This window comes from Pseudoselenomonas ruminis (assembly GCF_008271295.1).
In the GTDB taxonomy this organism is placed as follows: domain Bacteria; phylum Bacillota; class Negativicutes; order Selenomonadales; family Selenomonadaceae; genus Selenomonas_A; species Selenomonas_A ruminis.
The window spans coordinates 78,939-98,850 of record NZ_VTOY01000009.1 but is presented as its reverse complement, the minus strand read 5'-3'; the positions used below and the strand labels follow the sequence as shown (position 1 = coordinate 98,850).

General features: G+C 49.7%; 18 protein-coding genes. 16 read left to right on the top strand and 2 right to left on the bottom strand.

The annotated features are described in order from the left end of the window. Positions 1 to 93 precede the first annotated feature (93 nt). Positions 94 to 1,632: a hypothetical protein gene (locus tag FZ040_RS10480; RefSeq protein ID WP_149171939.1), complete on the top strand. Its 1,539-nt coding sequence runs from the start codon at positions 94 to 96 to the stop codon at positions 1,630 to 1,632. Positions 1,633 to 1,659: 27 nt separating this feature from the next. Then, on the top strand, positions 1,660 to 1,968 hold the full coding sequence (locus FZ040_RS10475; RefSeq protein WP_149171938.1) for a hypothetical protein: 309 nt from the start codon (positions 1,660 to 1,662) through the stop codon (positions 1,966 to 1,968). Positions 1,969 to 2,037: 69 nt separating this feature from the next. Here the strand turns inward: FZ040_RS10475 and FZ040_RS10470 are convergent, their stop codons facing one another. After that, the gene (locus FZ040_RS10470) at positions 2,038 to 3,273 is read right to left on the bottom strand and encodes an LL-diaminopimelate aminotransferase (RefSeq protein ID WP_149171937.1); all 1,236 of its coding nucleotides are present in this window, start codon (positions 3,271 to 3,273) and stop codon (positions 2,038 to 2,040) included. Between the two features lie 480 nt (positions 3,274 to 3,753). On the opposite strand from FZ040_RS10470, the gene FZ040_RS10465 reads away from it, so the two are divergent. Together FZ040_RS10465 and FZ040_RS10460 are read left to right on the top strand one after the other, a co-directional pair. Further along, positions 3,754 to 5,094, top strand: a complete 1,341-nt coding sequence (locus FZ040_RS10465; protein WP_149171936.1) for an anaerobic C4-dicarboxylate transporter — start codon at positions 3,754 to 3,756, stop codon at positions 5,092 to 5,094. A gap of 75 nt (positions 5,095 to 5,169) precedes the next feature. Further along, positions 5,170 to 6,444, top strand: coding sequence for a nickel-dependent lactate racemase family protein (locus FZ040_RS10460; RefSeq protein WP_149171935.1), 1,275 nt, complete (start codon positions 5,170 to 5,172; stop codon positions 6,442 to 6,444). A gap of 63 nt (positions 6,445 to 6,507) precedes the next feature. Here the strand turns inward: FZ040_RS10460 and FZ040_RS10455 are convergent, their stop codons facing one another. Then, positions 6,508 to 7,395 (bottom strand): LysR family transcriptional regulator, encoded by an 888-nt coding sequence (locus tag FZ040_RS10455; protein WP_149171934.1) that lies wholly within the window; start codon positions 7,393 to 7,395, stop codon positions 6,508 to 6,510. 235 nt (positions 7,396 to 7,630) lie between these two features. Here FZ040_RS10455 and motA point away from each other — a divergent pair, with 235 nt between their 5' ends. The 12 genes from motA (at position 7,631) to FZ040_RS10395 (ending at position 19,890) form a co-directional block, all read left to right on the top strand. Further along, positions 7,631 to 8,404 carry a flagellar motor stator protein MotA gene (motA, locus tag FZ040_RS10450; RefSeq protein WP_074514802.1) on the top strand — a complete coding sequence of 258 codons (774 nt, stop codon included), beginning with the start codon at positions 7,631 to 7,633 and terminating at the stop codon, positions 8,402 to 8,404. A 4-nt stretch (positions 8,405 to 8,408) separates the two neighbouring features. Then, positions 8,409 to 9,290, top strand: a complete 882-nt coding sequence (locus FZ040_RS10445; protein WP_149171933.1) for a flagellar motor protein MotB — start codon at positions 8,409 to 8,411, stop codon at positions 9,288 to 9,290. Between the two features lie 61 nt (positions 9,291 to 9,351). After that, entirely contained in the window at positions 9,352 to 9,729 is a 378-nt protein-coding gene (gene acpS, locus FZ040_RS10440) for a holo-ACP synthase (RefSeq protein ID WP_149171932.1), read from the top strand. Continuing rightward, on the top strand, positions 9,726 to 11,285 hold the full coding sequence (locus FZ040_RS10435) for an NAD(P)H-hydrate dehydratase (RefSeq protein WP_149171931.1): 1,560 nt from the start codon (positions 9,726 to 9,728) through the stop codon (positions 11,283 to 11,285). The genes acpS and FZ040_RS10435 overlap by 4 nt, the downstream gene beginning before the upstream one ends. Positions 11,286 to 11,422: 137 nt before the next feature. After that, positions 11,423 to 12,445 (top strand): branched-chain amino acid aminotransferase, encoded by a 1,023-nt coding sequence (locus FZ040_RS10430; RefSeq protein WP_149171930.1) that lies wholly within the window; start codon positions 11,423 to 11,425, stop codon positions 12,443 to 12,445. A gap of 162 nt (positions 12,446 to 12,607) precedes the next feature. After that, positions 12,608 to 13,447, top strand: a complete 840-nt coding sequence (gene cdaA / locus FZ040_RS10425; protein WP_149171929.1) for a diadenylate cyclase CdaA — start codon at positions 12,608 to 12,610, stop codon at positions 13,445 to 13,447. Continuing rightward, on the top strand, positions 13,444 to 14,385 hold the full coding sequence (locus FZ040_RS10420; RefSeq protein ID WP_149171928.1) for a CdaR family protein: 942 nt from the start codon (positions 13,444 to 13,446) through the stop codon (positions 14,383 to 14,385). Before cdaA ends, FZ040_RS10420 begins: the two co-directional genes overlap by 4 nt. Before the next feature lie 32 nt (positions 14,386 to 14,417). Beyond that, complete coding sequence (locus tag FZ040_RS10415) at positions 14,418 to 16,040, top strand: NAD(P)/FAD-dependent oxidoreductase (protein ID WP_149171927.1); 1,623 nt, start codon at positions 14,418 to 14,420, stop codon at positions 16,038 to 16,040. A gap of 44 nt (positions 16,041 to 16,084) precedes the next feature. Further along, positions 16,085 to 17,434 (top strand): phosphoglucosamine mutase, encoded by a 1,350-nt coding sequence (gene glmM, locus FZ040_RS10410; RefSeq protein WP_149171926.1) that lies wholly within the window; start codon positions 16,085 to 16,087, stop codon positions 17,432 to 17,434. 2 nt (positions 17,435 to 17,436) lie between these two features. Beyond that, complete coding sequence (locus tag FZ040_RS10405; protein WP_149171925.1) at positions 17,437 to 18,243, top strand: sirohydrochlorin cobaltochelatase; 807 nt, start codon at positions 17,437 to 17,439, stop codon at positions 18,241 to 18,243. Between the two features lie 135 nt (positions 18,244 to 18,378). Next, a complete protein-coding gene (locus FZ040_RS10400) occupies positions 18,379 to 18,738 on the top strand; it encodes an OadG family protein (protein WP_149171924.1) in 360 nt (119 codons plus the stop codon). Positions 18,739 to 18,759: 21 nt separating this feature from the next. Beyond that, positions 18,760 to 19,890, top strand: a complete 1,131-nt coding sequence (locus FZ040_RS10395) for a sodium ion-translocating decarboxylase subunit beta (RefSeq protein WP_149171923.1) — start codon at positions 18,760 to 18,762, stop codon at positions 19,888 to 19,890. Positions 19,891 to 19,912: the final 22 nt, after the last annotated feature.

Genomic DNA, 19,912 nt, shown 5'->3' with positions numbered 1-19,912 from the left:
ACGATAAGACACCTGCGTTTGTGGGTGTCTTTTTTGTATTGCATATGTTATAATAGCATTTGTGACTATATTTAATTTTGGGGTTTCAGACTTATGAAAAATGTTTATTCTTTGGTAGAACATTTCTATGAAGGAAAGTCCGCGTATGATATGATTCTGCCACAGGATGTTGTAGAAAAATACCTTCGCCGCAAAGCCTGGCACGGGGTAAACGATGATGAATTAAAGAAAATATGGACGATTATTTCGCTTATCATCCTTTATGTTGAGCAGCTGGATTTATATTCGCTGAGTTCGCTTACCGTGAATGATTACCAGGAGCTTGTGTATCGTTATCAACAGGAAGACAATGAATTTTGTTTGGATGAGACGTCCGTAATGCATCTCCTGGCTATTTTGGAAGACTTTTATGCGTATTTGCCCCGTTATGGTGACTTTGACGATTTGACTGCGTTTCTAAAAGAAGTGAAGGCATCGTTTCGCAGGGGAAAACAGTTTCATATGCCTCCGCGGCGTTCGGCTGATGAGTTTTACAGTTCGCTTGAGCACCGTGAAGATGTATCGGATGAAGAGATACTGCGGCTCAATGCTTTGATGGATGGACTCCTTCACCGAATGGATGCGTTTTTCCGTAAACCAAAGTATAAAATGGACCTGGACCGGGCGGTTATGATGTATGTCGGGCCAGATATGACGGATTTAGGAGACAATCTTTCCGATGAGGAAGCTCGGGCTTTTTGGTTGAGCTTTTGGGATTTTTTCCTGTTCGATTATCATATGCTTAGTTCGGATGAGACGCCGGTACATCTCTTTTTTCAGAAGGAGCAGGACAACCTTTCGCCGTCTGAACGCGACATTCTGCTGGATTTGATGCAGGCGAAGTTTTCGGTTTTTTCCATCGAATATTTTGATGTCGACTTCGTTTCCTGCCGGAATCTGCTGACCGATGAAATTCTGGATTTGCCGATGCCGGTTATGCTGGATGATAAGGCCGATGAATGCCTTTTGTATGGGCATATCCATCGCAAAGGCGTTATGATGCTCAATTACGTTACGGTGCTTCCCGCCAGCAAAAAATTGCAGAAGCGCATGAAATCGGAAGTTTTGAAGCAGTATGACCTTTTTAAATGCCAGGCACCTGAGGCGACGATTGAGGAATTTTTGGGCCGTGAGGCAGGTGCTGTGCGCCATGCGCTGAATATTTTGGCTCGTTTTGCCCAGCTTAAGGTTGTTCATGCGGCTCCGGTAGAAACAATTGCTGAGGAAGTTACAACGGATTTAGCAATTCCTGATCATGATCGTGAGGCCCTTCGGCATTTCGCTATCAAATTCGGCATGAGCCAGTATTCGTCGAAATTGGCTCTCCGTTTGTTTGAAGATTATTGTGCCGTATCCGGATGTGCGTATCGGGATATGAACCCATCGATACTGATTACGGCTTCGTTGTTGAAATTCGCTGAGATAAACGGTACGGATTTATCAAGCCTGCCTGAGATTGTAAGTTTTCTCGGAGCTGCTATGGATGATGTATTGAACTGTATGGTGGATATGCGGGAGAAACTTGGCTGCTCACTATTTGACCCGCGCTATTTGTCGGAAGAAGGATTTATTCGCTCAATGTATTTTGAATAAGTATCGGGACAGCTGGAGGTGTGGTATATGGAGAACAGAGAGCCGGAAGTAAGAGTTATGTCTGATTCGGAATGTGACGATTATGATGGTGTTACCATTGACGAGAGTACCGGCCGTGAGGAAGAAAAGGTAAGGCATACCGACCGCATCGTCTTTCAGACTTTGAGTTGGAAAGATTTATTGTTTGGACGGATTAGCTGGATCAACCGCATAGCAATTGCCATCACGCTTTTGGCAATCGCCGCTTTTGTCATCTTCGTGCTTGGACCGCTTATGCTGGTATTGGCTGGCGTAGGCATTGTCGTATGGCTGATTATCAATTTGTTCTTTCACTAAAAGATACAAAACAAACAACGCCCCGTTGACGCTTTGGTCAACGGGGCGTTGTTTGTTTTGTATCAGTGATTAGAAGCGCAGTTTGTTTTTGATGCGTTCAACAGCGCGCAGCGTGTTTTCACGGTCGCCAAAGGCCGTAAGACGGAAGTAACCTTCGCCGCAGGGGCCAAAGCCAGCGCCTGGCGTACCAACGATGTTGACTTCGGTGAGCAGCTTGTCGAAGAAGTCCCAGGAAGACATGCCATTTGGTGTCTTAAGCCAGATGTAAGGAGCGTTGACGCCGCCGTAGGCAGTTATGCCGGCTGCTTCGAGACCTTCGCGGATGATGCGGGCATTTTCCATATAGTAGCCCACGAGTTCTTTGACCTGCTGCTGGCCTTCCGGCGTATAGATAGCAGCGGCACCACGCTGAACAATATACGCCGTGCCATTGAATTTCGTCGTGTGACGGCGATTCCAAAGCTTGTTGAATTCCACCAGGGTTCCATCGGCTGCGCGTCCTTTGACGGTTTTCGGGATAATCGTGTAACCGCAGCGGGTACCGGTGAAGCCAGCGGTTTTGGAGAAGGAGCGGAACTCAATAGCGACGTCTTTAGCACCTTCGATTTCGTAGATGGAGCGCGGTACGTCCTCTTCGGTGATATAAGCCGCATAGGCTGCATCAAAGAGGATAACCGACTGATTCTCGCGAGCATAGTCAACCCATTTTTTCAGCTCGGCACGGGAGAGCGTGGTTCCCGTTGGATTGTTCGGGCAACAGAGATAAATCATATCTACATGCTCTTTCGGAAGTTCCGGCGCAAAGTTGTTGCTGGCATCGCACGGCAGGTAGGTTACCCCTTCAAAGTGTCCGTCTGCCTGCAGGGTGCCGGTACGGCCGGCCATGACATTGGTATCGAGATATACCGGGTATACCGGGTCCGTGATGGCAACTTTATTGTCAAGACCAAAGATTTCCTGGATGTTGCCGCAATCGCTCTTGGAACCATCGCTGACGAAAATTTCATCGGAATCAATGGAGATGCCGCGTTTGGTATAATTGTTTTCAATAATTGCGTCCGTCAGGAAGGAATAGCCCTGTTCCGGACCATAGCCGCGGAAGGTTTCAGCGTGGGAAAGTTCGTCAACGGCTTTATGCATTGCTTCAATGCAGGCAGCTGGCAGCGGCTGGGTAACATCGCCGATGCCCAGGCGGATGATATCTGCCTGCGGGTTTGCCTCCTTAAAAGCAGCGACACGGCGGCCAATCTCAGCGAAGAGATAGCTGCCAGCTAATTTTAAATAGTTATCGTTAATGGTTGCCATAAACAATACCTCCTGGATAGAGTGATTACTAATATAACTTTTTAGCATATTATATCATATTAATATGCATTCTCAACAGTAAACAAAAAATTATTTTTTCCATCTGAACGACTTTGCCGTAGTTTTATGGTTGATGATTAATAGCAATTAGCATACGATAAACATAAATAATTATTAAATATTTCTATAATAAATAGTGTTTACTTATAAAATGGTCTCTAGTATAATATACCGTGGGTTCAGGGAGATTGTATTGTAATTGGCACGATTCAGAATATATTAATAATATTTTTTTGCTTTAGCAGGAATTTTAACTGGTATGACGAATCTATATGCCAAGGGGAATCCAATACAATCCATCTGGGTTGTGTGTCACTCTTATCTATGCACATAATAATCTTTATTTATATTTGCAGCTTAGATAAGGAGATGGGCACAGAAGAGTTTATGTTTTTATTTTTTAGGAAGGGAGATTTCACTATGGAAATGCTTCTTGGTTTCCTGGTGCTGCTGGCATGCTTAGTGGTGGGCGTGCGTCATGGCGGCATCGGCCTGGCTGTTGTCAGTGCAATTGGTCTTATTGTTTTCACGTTTGGCTTTGGTTATAAACCGGGTACGCCGCCAGTAAGCGTTATGCTTACGATTATGGCAGTTGTAACCTGCGCAGGCTTCCTGCAGACTGCTGGTGGTCTTACGGTTATGCTGAAGTACGCTGAGCAGTTCCTGCGCAGCAACCCGAAACGCATCACACTGTATGCGCCGATTACTACCTGGTTCCTGACGATTCTCTGCGGTACTGGCCACGTCGTTTATACGATGTTCCCGATCATCTATGATATCGCAATCAAAGAGGGCATTCGTCCGGAGCGTCCGATGGCTGTTGCTTCGGTTTCTTCGCAGATGGGTATCAGTGCTTCCCCGGTATCTGTTGCGCTCGTTGGTTTCATTGGTTTCTTTACGGCTGCAGGTCTGCCGTATACGGTTTTGAATCTGCTCATGGTTTCTATCCCGGCTACGTTCTGCGGTGTTGTTGTGGCAGCACTTTGGAGCTATCGTCGTGGTAAGGAACTGGCTGATGATCCAGAGTTCCAGGAGCTCATCAAAGACCCAGAGGCTAAAGAATATGTCTATGGTGATTCGGAAAGCCTTATCGGCAAAGAGATGCCGTCTTCGTACTATCATTCCATGTACATTTTCCTCATCGGTATCGTTGTTATCGCAGTACTGGGCAACTGCCCGCAGCTGCTGCCGGCATTCCCGAATGCTAAAGGCGTTCTGAAGCCGATTTCGATGACGACGGTTATCCAGATGATCATGCTCCTCATGGGTGCAATCATGCTGTTCACCTGCAAGGTTAGAGCAAAAGATGTTGGTAACAGCCAGGTATTCCGTTCTGGTCTTGTAGCAGTTATCTCCGTTTATGGTGTTGCTTGGATGGCAGACACGTATTTCTCCAATCACATGGCATTCCTCAAGGAAGTTCTCGGCTCGGCTGTACAGAATTATCCATGGGCTTATGCTCTGATTGCATTCTTCACTTCGAAACTCGTTAACTCGCAGGCAGCTGCTGTATCCATTGTCGTACCGATGGCTCTGGGAATTGGTACCGATCCGGTAATCATCATTTCCTTCATCTCGGCTATCTATGGTTACTTCTTCCTGCCGACCTACCCGTCTGACCTGGCCTGCATCGGTTTTGACCGTTCTGGTACGACGAAGATTGGTAAGTACATTCTGAACCACAGCTTCATGATCCCGGGACTTCTCGGTGTATTCACGGGCTGCTGCGTTGGTTTCGTAATTGCACATATTCTCTACTAATCATTAGCAGAGGTTAAAGAAAAAGATGACATTTGCTGATGTCATCTTTTTCGCTTATATGGGGGTGATTTCTTGATGAAAGAGTATACGTTCCACTATGGTCATGGGACCAAATCCTTTTCAATTGATGAGTCAAAGGTGATTAAAGAGATTGAGATGCCGGCGGTAGAGCCCTTGACGGATATTAAGCAGGCAGTACTCGATGCCATTTATCATCCGATTGGCCAGGCACCGATTAACGAGGTCATCAAGCCAGGGGATACGGTTACATTTATCTGCAATGATCCGACACGCGTAGCAAACAGCTTCGATTTCATGCCGGTGCTGGTGAATGAGTTCAATAAATTAGGAATCCCCGATGAAAATATGCAGATTGTCTTTTCCCTCGGAACGCATCGGCTGATGACGGAAGAGGAGATGGCAGAGGGCGTTGGCGAAGAAGTAGCAAAACGCATCAAAATGTTCAACAGCGATTGCAACGTGCCATCTGATTTTGAATATTTTGGTACTACGAGCCGCTTCACACCAGTGCTCATCAATAAGCACATTTGCCATAGTGATCACGTTATTTTAACGGGAACGATTGTCCATCACTATTTCAGTGGCTATGGTGGTGGGCGCAAGGCGGTTTTGCCGGGATGTGCTGCCATGGAAACCGTAAGGAATAATCACAGCTTTATGATGGATCCCAATGCTGGTCTGGGGCGGACGATTGGCAATCCGGTTTATGAGGACCAGATGGAAGGGGTGGCCCTCTGGGCGAAGGGGCGCAGTGTGATTTTGTTCAATGCCATTCTCGATGCCGAACATCGCTTCCTCAAAATTTTTGCGGGCGATTATATCAAGGCACATCAAGAGGCCTGCAAATTTGTCGATGAGGTATATGGTGTGCCGATTTCGAAGCAGGCCGATGTCACGATTGTCAGCTGTGGCGGCTATCCGAAGGACATCAACGTCTATCAGATGCAGAAAACCATGGATAATGCCGTGCTGGCAACCCGTCAGGACGGGGTGGTCATTTTGCTGGCTGAATGTGAGGAAGGCAGTGGCAGCAAGGTGCTCGAAGACACTTGCCGCGAGCTGAAGACAGCTGATGCGATTGAGGTAAAGCTCAAAGAACGCTTTGTCATTGGCGCCAATAAGGCGTATGCGATTACCCGCCTTTCCAAGAAAGCACACTTTATCCTGGTCACGGGGCTTGATAAACAGCTGGCCAAAGACATGCTGTTTGCTGGTGCCGTTGACAGTGTGGAAGAAGCGTTGAAGCTGGCCGAGCAGTATGTGGGCAAAGACCCCAGCTATATTCTCATGCCAACTGGCAGCTTGACGGTTCCGCTGCTGAAGGCTTAACGGCGAAAGAAAAGACGGTGGATAAGATGCGTTTGCATTTTGTCCACCGTCTTTTTGTAATTGTTATACTTCGTGTTTCTGCTTGAGCAGGTCTTTGCAGAAGTCGATGAAAGATTGGGCTGCTTTGGAAATATAACGATCTTTTTTCCAAGCAAGGCCAACGTCGACAAAAATTGGGTCGGAAAGAGGGATTGCCTTGACACCTGGTGTATCTTCGACTACCATATCTAAGAGGAAAGCGACGCCGACGCCATTGGCGACGAGGCCTTTGAGCGTGATGACCTGGTTGGATTCCAGGACGATGTTCGGCGTTATGTTTTCAGTTTTCATCTTGGAAAGAATGGTCTGGCGGAGGAAGGAACCTTCCTTGAGCATGATGACGTTGGTTTCAGCGATGTCCTGCAGGGAAATGCTCTTTTTCTTAGCCAGCGGGCTGTTTTCCGGTACGCAGCATACGACCTGATTTTTGGACATGGGGAGCAGCTGCAGATGATTCGAGGCGCCCGAAATGATAATGATACCGAAATCAAGGTCATCTTGTTCCAGCTGTTCACGAATGGACATCGAACCTTCTTCGTGCATGAAAATGTCCAGATGGGAATACTGGCGCTGGAAGCTCGAGAAGATTCTCGGGAAGAGATAAGCGCCCATCATTGGCGGGATGCCGATTTTGATGGTGCCTTTCTGAAGCTGCTTGTAGTCGTTTACTTCGAGTACCGCATCCTGAATGTTGCGGAGGGCGAGTTCAACCCGGTTGAGGAAGACAGCTCCCTCAGGCGTGAGCGACAGCTGTTTTTGGCTGCGGTCGAAGAGCTGAATGCCGAGTTCGGCTTCTAATTTCTTTATTGCTACGGTGATGTTAGGCTGCGAGACTCGCAGTCGCTCGGCAGCTCTGGTGATATTACGCAGACGGCTGGCCATCTGGAAATATTCAAGTTGTCGTAATTCCATAGTATCGCTTCTTTCTCTATAAACTAGTCTTATCTGACTTTTATTATATCATACTTTTTACGAATATATGATAAGATAACAAAAATTTATTATGGAAAATAAAAAAATATTTTTAAAGCCGTTCAGTAGGATTTTTCCGCTGAATATGGAATATATAAGTATGTGACATAAGGATGTAATGTGATTCGGGAATCGTTTCCTGTTTATTTATGGAAAAATTAGGGGGGCTATTATTTTGGAAATTTCAACGGTCATAGGTGCGGTGGGTGGTCTTATCTCCGTATTTGTGGGTATGATTATCAAGGGCGCACCGATCAGCTCATTGAATAACCCAGCAGCATTTCTTATTATCATTTGCGGTACTTTCTCCTGCTTGTTTACGGCATTCAATATGAATCAGCTGAAGAAATTGCCGGGATTGATTAAGATGGTTTTCTTCAAACCGGCACTTCACGAGAAGGCAGAGCTTTTGAGCCTCTTCATTGAGCTTTCGCAGATTGCCCGCCGTGAAGGTATTCTGGCGTTGGAAAGCAAGGTCCAGGATATCGATGACCCGTTCTTTCGCACGGGCTTGAGCATGGTCATCGATGGTATGGATCCGGATTTCGTTGGTGATGTACTCGATGCGGAACTGGCTGTTATGCAGGAACGTCATGCAGAAGGCCGCGCTATGTTGGAGCAGGCTGGTCTGTACGCTCCTACCCTTGGTGTATTGGGCGCCGTTATCGGCCTTATCGCAGCACTCGGTAACTTGAACGACGTTAACAAACTGGGTCATGCTATTGCTGCAGCATTCGTTGCTACGATCCTCGGTATTTTTACCGCGTATGTTGTTTATCTGCCGATGGCCAACAAGCTGAAACTTTTGTCCAAGGCAGAGGTCAGCGAAAAACGTATGATTATTGAGGGCATCCTTTCTCTGCAGGCTGGTGATTCGCCGACGCAGATTGAGGCAAAACTCATGGTATTCATCCCGCAGTCCGAGCGTGAAGGGCTGAAGAAGGAGTGATTTGATGGCTAGAAAGAAACATGCAGCGCCTCATGAAGAACATGAAGGCGAGCCTTGGCTCCTGCCGTACTCTGACCTCATGACGCTATTGCTGGCACTCTTTATCGCTCTGTTCGCTATTTCGCAGACGGACCAGAAGAAGATGTCGGAGCTGTCACAGGCCTTCAGTTCGGCTTTTAACATGGGGGGGCCTTCGTTCTTTAACCAGATGGGTCCGAACATGGGACGCCGGGCAGAGATGCCGTCTGATGAGGATAAAGGTAATCATGCTTATCTGGCTGAGAATCAGCAATTGGAGGAAATCCAGAAAAAGATGCAGGAATACATCGAGCAGAATAAACTCGATGACCAGTTGAGTACGGAACTCAATGAGCAGGGACTTATGATTCGTATTAAAGAGCGTGCTTTGTTCCCTTCCGGGTCGGCGACGCTGGCAGGTCAGGCACAGTCCATTGTACCGGTGGTAGCAGGGATTCTTTCCTCGGTATCCGAACGGGTTGTTGTGTCTGGTCACACGGATAACGTGCCAATCAGCAACAGCCAGTTCCCTTCCAACTGGGAATTGAGCTCTGCGCGTGCGTTGAATTTTATGAAGGCTTTGCTGGCCAGCAATTCCGGGTTGAATCCGAAGCGGTTTAGTGCTATTGGTTATAGTGAATATCGTCCGATTGCCGACAATGCAACGGATGAGGGCCGTACGAAGAATCGCCGGGTTGAGGTTTTTATCGCTCGCAACTACCGGTTCAATCCGGATGAAAAAGACCCCAGCAAGCAGACGAGTTCGCCGGACACTGGTGCAGATGGTATGCCAACCAGTGGCACGACCAATAATATCCCAGCTACAAATGGCGCGGCGGGCAGCTCGATGTCTGGGACAACATATTGATTACATAAGCCGGCCTTGGGGTCGGCTTTTTTGTGTGTGAAAACGATAGGAGGAAGCAAGCTTGATTTTAGGCGTAGGAACCGATATAGTGGAAGTGGGCCGGGTAAAAAAGGCGATAAACAATCCGCGGTTTTGCGAGCGGGTATATACGGAGGCGGAACGGCAGTATTGTAACAGCCGTGGGGCGCAGCGGGCAGAGAGCTATGCAGCCCGTTTCTCGGGGAAGGAAGCCGTACTTAAGGCCTTTGGTACAGGTCTTCGCGAAGGAACGTTGCAGGATATTGAAATCCTGCCGGATGAGCTCGGCTGTCCGCAAGTCCGGCTGACGGGGCAATTCGCAAAACTCGCCTCGGAAAAAAGGGTTGAGCAGGTATGGATATCGCTGAGTCATACCAAGGAATATGCTACGGCACAATGCGTGATGGAGGGGAACAAATGAAGGTATCGTTAAGGAAAGAAATGCAGGAAATCGACAAGGTTTCGTTCGAGCAGTATGGCCTGCCGGCTGTGCTGTTGATGGAGAACGCCGGACATCGGGTGGCAGAAGCTATGGATTCACTTGTAAAAGGTGTGGCCGGGAAAACGATATGCGTATTGGCTGGCAGCGGCAATAACGGTGGGGATGCCCTTTGCGCTGCCCGTCATATACAAAACATGGGGGCAAAGGTAAAACTGTTCTTAGCGGGGGACAGCACCCATTTTTCCGAAGCGGCTAAAGTCATGTATCGCGCGCTTACGGCCATGCAGATTGAGACCAATTCGCTCGATAGTGACCGCGATTGGGACCGTCTGCACTTTGCGCTGAAGTTTGCCGATGGTGCTTTAGACGGCATGCTTGGCACGGGCTTTGAGGGAGAGCTGCGCAAGAAAAACTTGCGGATTATCGAAGAAGTCAATAATGCCAGCTGTCCGGTGCTTGCCATCGATATCCCGAGCGGTGTAGAGGCAGACACGGGAAAAATTTCGACGGTGGCCGTCAAGGCCGATATGACGTTGGCGCTGGGACTGCCCAAAATCGGCCACTTGCTTAGCCCAGGTGCGGATATGACAGGTGAATTGCTGGTGGATGATATCGGCATTCCTCGTGAATTGCTGGAAGGAAGCCAAATCAAGCAGAATTTGCTCGATGATGGCGTAGCAATGGAGCTGCTGCCCGCTCGCAGCCGTTCGGTTCATAAGGGAACCTGTGGGCGGATTCTCGTGGTGGCTGGTTCGCGGGGTATGACAGGGGCTGCGGTACTGGCAGCAAGTGCAGCCCTGCGGGCTGGTGCGGGACTTGTTACGCTGGCTGTTCCGCAGAGCGTTCACGCGATTGTCGAATCAAAACTGACGGAGGTTATGACGACACCCGTGCCCGAAACGGAAGACGGGATACTTGGCGGTGAGGCGGCGCTTTCGTGTCTGCTGTCGCTGGCGGAAGCCTATGATGCTGTGCTGATTGGACCGGGGCTTGGCCGCGCGGACCGTACGCAGGAATTGGTCCGGATTTTTGCGGCAAAAGTCAATAAACCGCTGATTATGGATGCTGATGCAATTTTTGCGTTCCAGCGCCAGCCGGATGATTTGTGCAAGATGCAGCAGGTACCTGTTCTGACGCCGCATCTGGGTGAAATGGCTGGACTTTTGGGCGTTACGGTTCCGGAGCTTCGCGAGTCACTCGTTCCTATTGTTCGCGAGGCGGCTGCGGAATATCAGTGCGTGTTCGTGGTGAAGAGCGAGTGCACGATGATTGCTTATCCGGATGGAGATGTATTCTTTACGACCAAGGGCAATTCCGGCATGGCTACGGCTGGCTGTGGCGATGTTTTGGCCGGAACGGTCGCCGGCTTAATGATGCAGACCGAAAGTGCACTAGCGCCGATGCTTGGCGTCTATCTCCACGGCCTGGCGGGGGACCTTGCCTATGCGGAAAAAGGCGAAGGGCTGATTGCTTCGGACATCCGCGAAAAACTGCCCGAGGCACGCCAGCTGCTGCGCAAAAATCAGCAGATTTAATGAAACAAATATCTCTTTGGAGAGGATTATGTTTAAAAAATATTGCAGGGGAAAGAAAAAAGTTGGTTTACAACTTGACAACTGTATAGGGCGGGGCTAAAATAGAGTTACTTTTATGAAAGAAAAGGGGCTTTACTATGGCAAATGTAAACGTTGACTGGGAGAATCTCGGATTCGGTTATCAGCCAATCACCAAACGTTATGTAGCGAACTACAAAGATGGCAAGTGGGGCAAAGGTGAACTCACGGAAGATGCCACGGTAGTTCTCAATGAGTGTGCCGGCATTCTGCAGTACTGCCAGGAGGTCTTTGAAGGCCTCAAGGCATACAAGACGAAAGATGGCAGAGTGGTTACCTTCCGTCCGGATATGAATGCTAAGCGCATGATTGATTCGGCAAAACGTTTGGAGATGCCGCCGGTATCGGAAGAAATGTTTATGGAGGCAGTGGATCAGGTCGTTGCTGCCAATAAGGATTGGATCCCCCCCTATGAGACTGGTGGTGCCCTGTACCTCCGTCCGTATCTTTTTGCCACGGGCCCGGTCATTGGCGTAAAGCCGTCGGATGAATACCAGTTCCGCCTCTTTGGTACGCCGGTTGGTTCTTATTTCAAGAATGGCGTAAAACCGATTACGATTTGCGTCAGTGATTACGACCGTGCTGCCCCGCATGGTACTGGTAACATCAAAGCCGGCCTTAACTATGCCATGAGCTTGTATCCGTACATTCTGGCTCATGAAAACGGTTATGATGAAAATATGTATCTTGATGCAGCAACGCGTACGTATGTTGAGGAAACCGGCGGCGCAAACTTCCTGTTCGTCACGAAAGACAACAAGATTGTCACGCCGAAATCCGATTCGATTCTGCCGTCCATCACGCGCCGTTCGCTGGTTACGCTGGCTGAGAAACTCGGATACACGGTTGAGCATCGTCCGGTCAAGTTTACCGAGCTCAAGGACTTTGCGGAAGCTGGTCTTTGCGGCACGGCAGCAGTTATCTGCCCGGTTGGCAAAGTCGTCAATCATGGCGAGGAAATCTGCTTCCCGAGCGGTATGGAAAAAATGGGTCCTGTTCTTACGAAACTTTATGATGAGCTTCGTGGTATCCAGATTGGCACGATTGAAGCGCCGGAAGGCTGGATTCGTGAAATCAAATAAATGTACTTTGGCTAGTGCAGGTCTGCTGTTTGAACAGCAGACCTTTTTTCAGCTAATTTTGAGAATTTAGGATTAAAATTTTTTGACGGTAACAAGGATTTCTATGGAAGGAACTCGAATAGTTTTTTAGATAGAGATATACGACAATGGGGAGTTTTATGTATGCCGTTTGATATTACAATGCCGATACAATTTCATGGAATCTTATCGACGATTGGCTGGTTCGATTTGATTGACATCTTGATTGTGGCAGCGATTTTATATAAAATTTATGTCATGCTGAAGGATACCCGGGCCATTACATTGGTTAAGGGTGTTCTTGTTTTGTTGGCCCTTACGATGGTTTGCAGCTGGTTTGAACTGCACGTTATTTCCTGGCTGCTGCAAAAAGCGGTGACGCTGCTGTTTGTGGCTTTGCCAATCGTCTTCCAGCCGGAACTTCGCCGCGCCCTCGAACACCTTGGTCAGGGCACGTTCTTCGGAACGGCCGCCTTGCTCAATGACGAGCAGGCTCGTTCGGTGGTCAATGAGCTGACGAAGGCAGTAAAGCAGCTTTCGGCTACGAAAACCGGCGCGCTGCTGGTTATTGAGCGCGATATGGGCCTTAACGACATCAGTGCGACGGGAATTCAGATTGATGGTCTCATAACGGCAGATTTTCTCTTGAATGTCTTTATCGTCAATACGCCGCTGCACGATGGCGCGGCCGTAATCCGCGGCAATCGTTTGATTGCTGCTGGCTGCCTGCTGCCGCTGACGGAAAACCGCACGCTTTCGACTGAACTTGGCACGCGCCACCGCGCGGCAATCGGCATTTCGGAGCAGTGTGATGCGCTGGTGGTTGTCGTCAGTGAGGAAACCGGTACGATTTCGGTGGCAGAAAATGGTCATATCATCCGTCATCTTGATGTGGAGACGCTCAAGGCCGTTCTGATGCCGGTCTTTGCCTCGCCGGATGCAGGAATCAAGGATATGGTCCGGAATTGGAGGAAGAAAAGATGATTTCAAGCCTTCGCCATATGCTACAACACAATTTAGCTGCGAAAATCGTGGCGCTTATCGTGGCTGTTGTCCTTTGGGGCTATGTCATGAATGACCAGAATCCGGCTATCGAGGGAACATATAATGTTCAGATAAAACTCAAGAATGTGCCGGAAGGGTATAAGATTTCCCAGGAAAATGGAACGGTCAAGGTTAAAGTCCGTGGCGCAAGGTCGCTGTTTGTCTCGACAAATTCAGAGGACTTCAAGGCGTATGTCGATCTGAAGGATGCCGAAAACGGCAAGAAGGCCTATAAGGTTCAGGTGGAGACCCCACAGGGCTTTGAGGTGGTCGACGAAAAACCGTCGACGGTGGAAGTGACACTTGATCGAATTGTCGAGCGCAAGGTGCGGGCAATTGTCAATGTCAATGGCGCACCGGCTCCGGGCGTGGCCGTGGCCAAGGTAAGCCAGGCAAGTTCGGAAGTCGTAGTCGAGGGACCGGAATCGGCGGTCAACGAAGTTGACCGGGTCATCGGTTATATCGGACTTACGGGCAAGAATGACAGCGACTTTGACATTCAGGTTCCGTTGACCGCAATCAATGCCGAGGGACGTGAAGTCCAAGAGGTTGTGGTAAAACCGTCGAAGATGTATGTTACGATTCAGATGGCCCGCGGCCTTATGAAGAAAATTGTCACGGTTCAGGCATCGATTGCCGACGATTTGGGCAAAGGGTATGAATTCGTCGGTTCGAAAGTCGATCCGCTCAAAATTGAGATTGCCGGTAACGAAAAGGCGATTTCTGCCGTGGATACGCTGATGACGGAAAAGATTTCTTTGGCGGGGGTAACCGGCAATACCGACCGCACGGTCAAACTCGTTTTGCCGGAAGGAATTGCCGTTACCAATCAGGAGGTTGTGGTACATCTCCTGGTAAAGGAAAAGAAGAAGGATTAAAAAAAGATAATATAATGGAGTGAAGGTTACAAGTGATTCGTATACGAAATTTTCAGGTGGCATTTGACGATGAATCCAGCTTGAAAGAACTTGCAGCCCGACGCTTGAAATTACCACCTCAGGCCGTGCTTGGGGTGGTAATTGTGCGTAAGGCTGTTGATGCAAGACGCTATCGCGGTGCGCCGGTGCAATTTGTTTATATTCTCGATGTAACGGCGACAGAACCGGAGAAAAAGGTTTTGCAGCGGTTGAAGCGGGACAAGAATGTGGAGCTCGTGAAGCCAGCGTGCATGGCAGCTCCTGCGCTTCGGCAGTTTTCGGGCAATGAGAAGCGGCCGGTGGTGGTGGGCTTTGGTCCTGCAGGCATGTTTGCGGCGCTGACGCTGGCAAAGGCTGGCTGGAAACCGCTGGTGCTGGAGCGCGGCAAGGATGTGGATGCGCGCCATGCGGATATCCAGAAATTCTGGCAGGGCGGCGCACTTGACGTCCAGTCCAATGTCCAATTTGGTGAGGGCGGTGCCGGTACCTTTTCGGATGGCAAATTGACCACACGCATTAATGATAGTCATATGGCAGATGTTATCGAGGCATTTATTCAGGCAGGAGCGCCAGAGGAAATCCGCTATCTGCACAAACCGCATATTGGGACAGATCTATTGCGAGGCATTGTTAAAAATATACGGTTAGAGATTATCCGCCTGGGGGGTGAGGTACGTTTCGGTTGTCAGGTTACCGATTTGGAACGAAATGCCGCTGGTGCTATGGAAGCAGTAATTGTTAATAGTGAGGAGCGGTTCGAAGCAAATTCGGTATTCCTGGGAATCGGCCATTCGGCCCGTGATACGTATCGCATGTTGCTTAGCAAGGGGATTCCTATGGAGGCCAAGCCGTTTGCAATGGGCGTGCGCATTGAGCATCCACAGGAATTTATCGATCGGGCGCAGTATGGCGAAGATGCTGGCCATCCGCGCCTGCCAGTGGCGGATTACGCATTGACTTATAAGGATCCAGTGACAGGCCGTGGTGCGTATTCTTTCTGCATGTGTCCGGGAGGGCAAGTCGTAGCGGCGACGTCAGAGCGTGGTCATGTCTGTACTAATGGCATGAGCAATTATCATCGCGACTCAGGGATTGCTAATTCGGCGCTTTTGGTGCAAGTGGGGCCCGATGATTTTGGCCAAGAAGTCTTAGCCGGTATGATGCTGCAGGATAAACTAGAAGCGATGGCTTTTGATTTGGGGGGGCGCAATTACTTTGCGCCAGTTCAGACGGTTGGTGATTTTTTAGGTGGCACTTCAGGTTCGACGCAGTTTTTGACAACACCGACTTATCAGCCTGGGGTCAAGGCGGTGGATCTTCATGACGTTTTGCCGGAATTTATGACAAAGACATTAGCGGGAGCTCTGCCTTGGTTTGACCGAAAGATTCCGGGATTTGCCAACGAGGGAGCAGTGATGACAGGCATTGAAGCACGTTCTTCAGCACCATGCCGTATTCGCCGTGATCGCGATTCGTTTATGGCAGAAGCTGCGCCGGGGCTGTATCCGATGGGAGAGGGCGCTGGCTATGCCGGCGGCATCATGAGTGCGGCCGTGGATGGAATGAAAGCCGCACTTGCATTTTTAAGCAAAAATGTGCATACTATTAAGAGTTGATACGAATTTAGAAAATTCTTATTGAGAAATAGGAGGATATAGTAATGGCAAGATTATTTGGTACGGATGGTGTCCGTGGAGAGGCAAATGCGGTTTTGATGCCGGAGATGGCATATCGCCTGGGGCGTGCTGCTACGATTTATTTCGGCAAGGAATCGGAAGAACAGCCTCTCGTCATTATCGGCCGTGACACCCGTCTGTCCGGTGAGATGTTTGAGGCTGCCCTGACGGCCGGTATCTGCTCGGCTGGTGGACGGGCAATGCTGGCTGGTGTCATCCCGACGCCGGCCATTGCCTACCTGGCTCGCCGTCATAAGGCCAAAGCTGGTATCGTTATTTCGGCATCGCACAATCCGTTCCATGATAATGGCATCAAGTTCTTCGGCGGTGACGGCTATAAACTGCCGGATGCTGTTGAGGATGAACTCGAGGCAATTGTTCATCAGCTGGAAAATGATGATAATCTTGCTCGTCCGACTGGTGATAAAATCGGTCATATCGAGTATCGTACGGACTTGCTGAATCAGTATATCGAGTATGTTTTGAGCACCTGCTCGGAGCGTTTCGATGGCATGAAAATCGTTTTGGACTGCGCAAACGGCGCTTCCTATCAGGTTATGCCGCGCATCCTGCGCGAGCTTGGGGCAAAGGTCAAAGTCATCCATGCACTGCCGAACGGTGTGAACATCAACGATAACTGCGGTTCTACGCACATGGAGTCGCTGCAGAAAGCTGTTATTGAAAATGGTGCCGACTTTGGTATCGCCCATGATGGTGATGCGGACCGCACGCTCTGCGTCGATGAAAAGGGCCAGATTATCGATGGTGACCATATCCTCGTCATGTGCGCGCAGGATATGATGAAGAAGGGTACGCTGCCGTATAATACGGTTGTATCTACGGTTATGGCCAATATCGGCTTCCACAAGGCAATCAAAGAGGCCGGCGGCCGCGTAGAAATCACGCAGGTCGGTGACCGTTATGTCTTGGAGAACATGCTCAAGAATGGGTATAAGATTGGCGGCGAGCAGTCCGGCCATATCATCTTCTCGGATTATGCGACGACGGGTGACGGCCCGATTACGGCTTTGCAGGTGCTTTGCTCCCTGAAACGCAGCGGCCGCAAGGCATCGGAACTCACGGCACTGATGACGACGTATCCGCAGCTTTTGGTCAATGTCCGCGTGGCCACGAAGGAAGGCTGGGAAGAAAACGAGGCCATCAAGGCTGCTATTGATGAAGGCAACAAAGAGCTTGGCAGTGACGGCCGCATCCTGGTTCGTCCGTCCGGTACGGAGCCGCTGATTCGCGTTATGGCAGAAGGTCCGGACCAGTCGCAGCTCGATGTTATCTGCCATCGCATTGCCGATGTCGTCAAGAAAGAGCAGGGCTGAAGTTGAGCGTTCAAAAACAGGCGCTGGTCTTTGCCAGTTTCGGTGTCAGTGATAGAAGGGCTCGGGAGGCCAGCCTTGACGCAGCCGAAGCACTGTTGGCAGAACGCTTTCCTGCGTTTGCTGTCTTTTCGTGTTATACGTCAAATTTTATCCGCAAGCGGCTGGCCGGGCAGGGAATAAATATTCCCTCGCTGCCGGATTTGCTTGCCAGCCTGGCGGAGCAGGGGTATTCCCGCGTACTGGTTCAGCCGTCGCATTTGACGCCGGGCGAAGAATTTGACGGCAAAGTGCTAAAAGCCGTAGAGGAGGCCAGGACGCTCTTTCCCGAGGGAATCCTGGTTGGGCGGCCGGTCTTTGATTCCGCCGATGATTACCAGGCGGTGCTGGCGGCAATCCTGCCGGAACTTTCTCTGGCGGCGGGCGAACAGCTGGTGCTATTTGGCCATGGGTCGCCGCATCATCACAATCCTGTTTATGAACGTCTCCAGCAAGTGGTGGATGAACGCCACCTGCCGGTTCATGTTGGCGTACTGGAACCATCGGATACACCGAATCTTCCGATGGTTATAAGCCGCCTTAAGCAGAGCGGTGCACAGCAAGTTTTGCTTGCACCGCTGTTGCTGGCGGGCGGCAGCCATGTGACCCGGGATATGGCTGGTGATGACGAGTCTTCCTGGAAAAGCCAGCTGACAGCGGCCGGTTTTACGGTTCGCATGAAGCTGCAGGGACTTGGCGAATATCTTCCGTTTCGGGAGCTTTATGCAGCTAAGGCAAAGAAGGCCTTGGAAAATAGTGGATGGTTAAAATAAGAGGAATTTTCGGATAACTTTAGGCTATTATATAAATTCAATAAAAATATTTTTATTTTGCGAAAATTCCTTTATAATAAAACTATGGTTACCTAATATTCGGCATTATAGCCCAAATCTAAATGAGGTGAGTTTATGTCACAACCAGTAACTACTAATCCATTAATCATCATGTTGATTAACATGACAGTCGTATTCCTAGTTTTGATTGCATTGGGACTTGTGATTAATCTGATTCATATGATTGACCCGACGAGACCAAAGGAAAAGAAGCAGGAAGAAGCTGCGCCAGCAGCTGTGGCAGCAGCAGAACCAGCACCAGCAGTGGAACCGGCAGCTGACGAGAAGGGGATTTCTCCGGAGATTGTGGCCGTTATCGCTGCGGCAATTGCCAGCTATGGTTATGGTGTCGAGCAGATTCGCGCCATTCGTCCCATCGAGCGCGATGGTTGGAAGAATTCGGGCCGTATGCGCTTGTCGCATCGCCGTTCGTAAAGCAGGGAAGGAGGAAACACCATGGAACTGTTTAATGCATTCGTTGTATCCCTGCAGGCCGTTTGGGCTGATAGTGGTTTTTCGGCTTTTGAGGCCGGCAACGGAATTATGATTCTGGTCGGTCTGGTACTTCTTTATATGGCAATCGTCAAGGAATTTGAGCCGCTGCTTTTAGGCCCGATTGCTTTTGGCTGTATCCTGGCCAATTTCCCGCGTACGGGCTTTCTCGAGGAGCCGGGCCTCATGCAGGCAATCCATTACGGCATTGCCAATGAGATTTTCCCGCCGCTTATCTTTTTGGGCATCGGTGCAATGACGGATTTCGGTCCGCTGCTTGCCCGTCCGGTTACGCTGCTCCTTGGAGCTGCTGCCCAGATTGGTGTCTTTGTTGCCCTCGTCGGAGCAATGCTTTTGGGCTTTAATGTCCAGGAAGCCGGTGCAATCGGCATCATCGGTGGTGCAGATGGCCCGACGGCTATTTACCTTTCGATTCAGATGGCACCGCATCTCTTAGGTGCAATTGCCGTTGCCGCATATTCCTACATGTCGCTGGTTCCGCTGATTCAGCCGCCGGTTATGAAACTGCTGACTACGCAGAAGGAACGCGAGGTCACGATGGAGCAGCTGCGTCCGGTAACGAAGTTCGAGCGCGTCTGCTTCCCGATTGTAGCGGCAATCATCATCAGCCTGTTGCTGCCGCCGATTGCATCGCTGCTCGGCTGCCTGATGCTTGGCAACCTGTTCCGTGAGTCCGGTGTTATGGACCGCTTGTCGGATACCGCCCAGAACTCCTTGTGCAATATCGTCACGATATTCCTGGCAACGGGTACTGGTATGACGATGAATGCCCATGATTTCCTGGTTCCGCAGACGCTGTTGATTATTGGCCTCGGTCTGGTAGCTTTCATTGCCGGTACTGCCGGTGGTGTTATCTTCGGCAAAATCATGTGCCGTGTTTCCGGCTGGAAAATCAATCCGCTGATTGGTTCGGCTGGTGTTTCGGCTGTTCCGATGGCTGCTCGTGTCAGCCAGGTGGTCGGTATGAAATCCAAACCGGGCAACTACCTGCTCATGCATGCCATGGGACCGAACGTCGCTGGCGTTATCGGTACGGCAGTTGCTGCTGGTACGATGCTCGCAATGCTCAAGTAAGTTATGCTGAAAAGCTGACTGG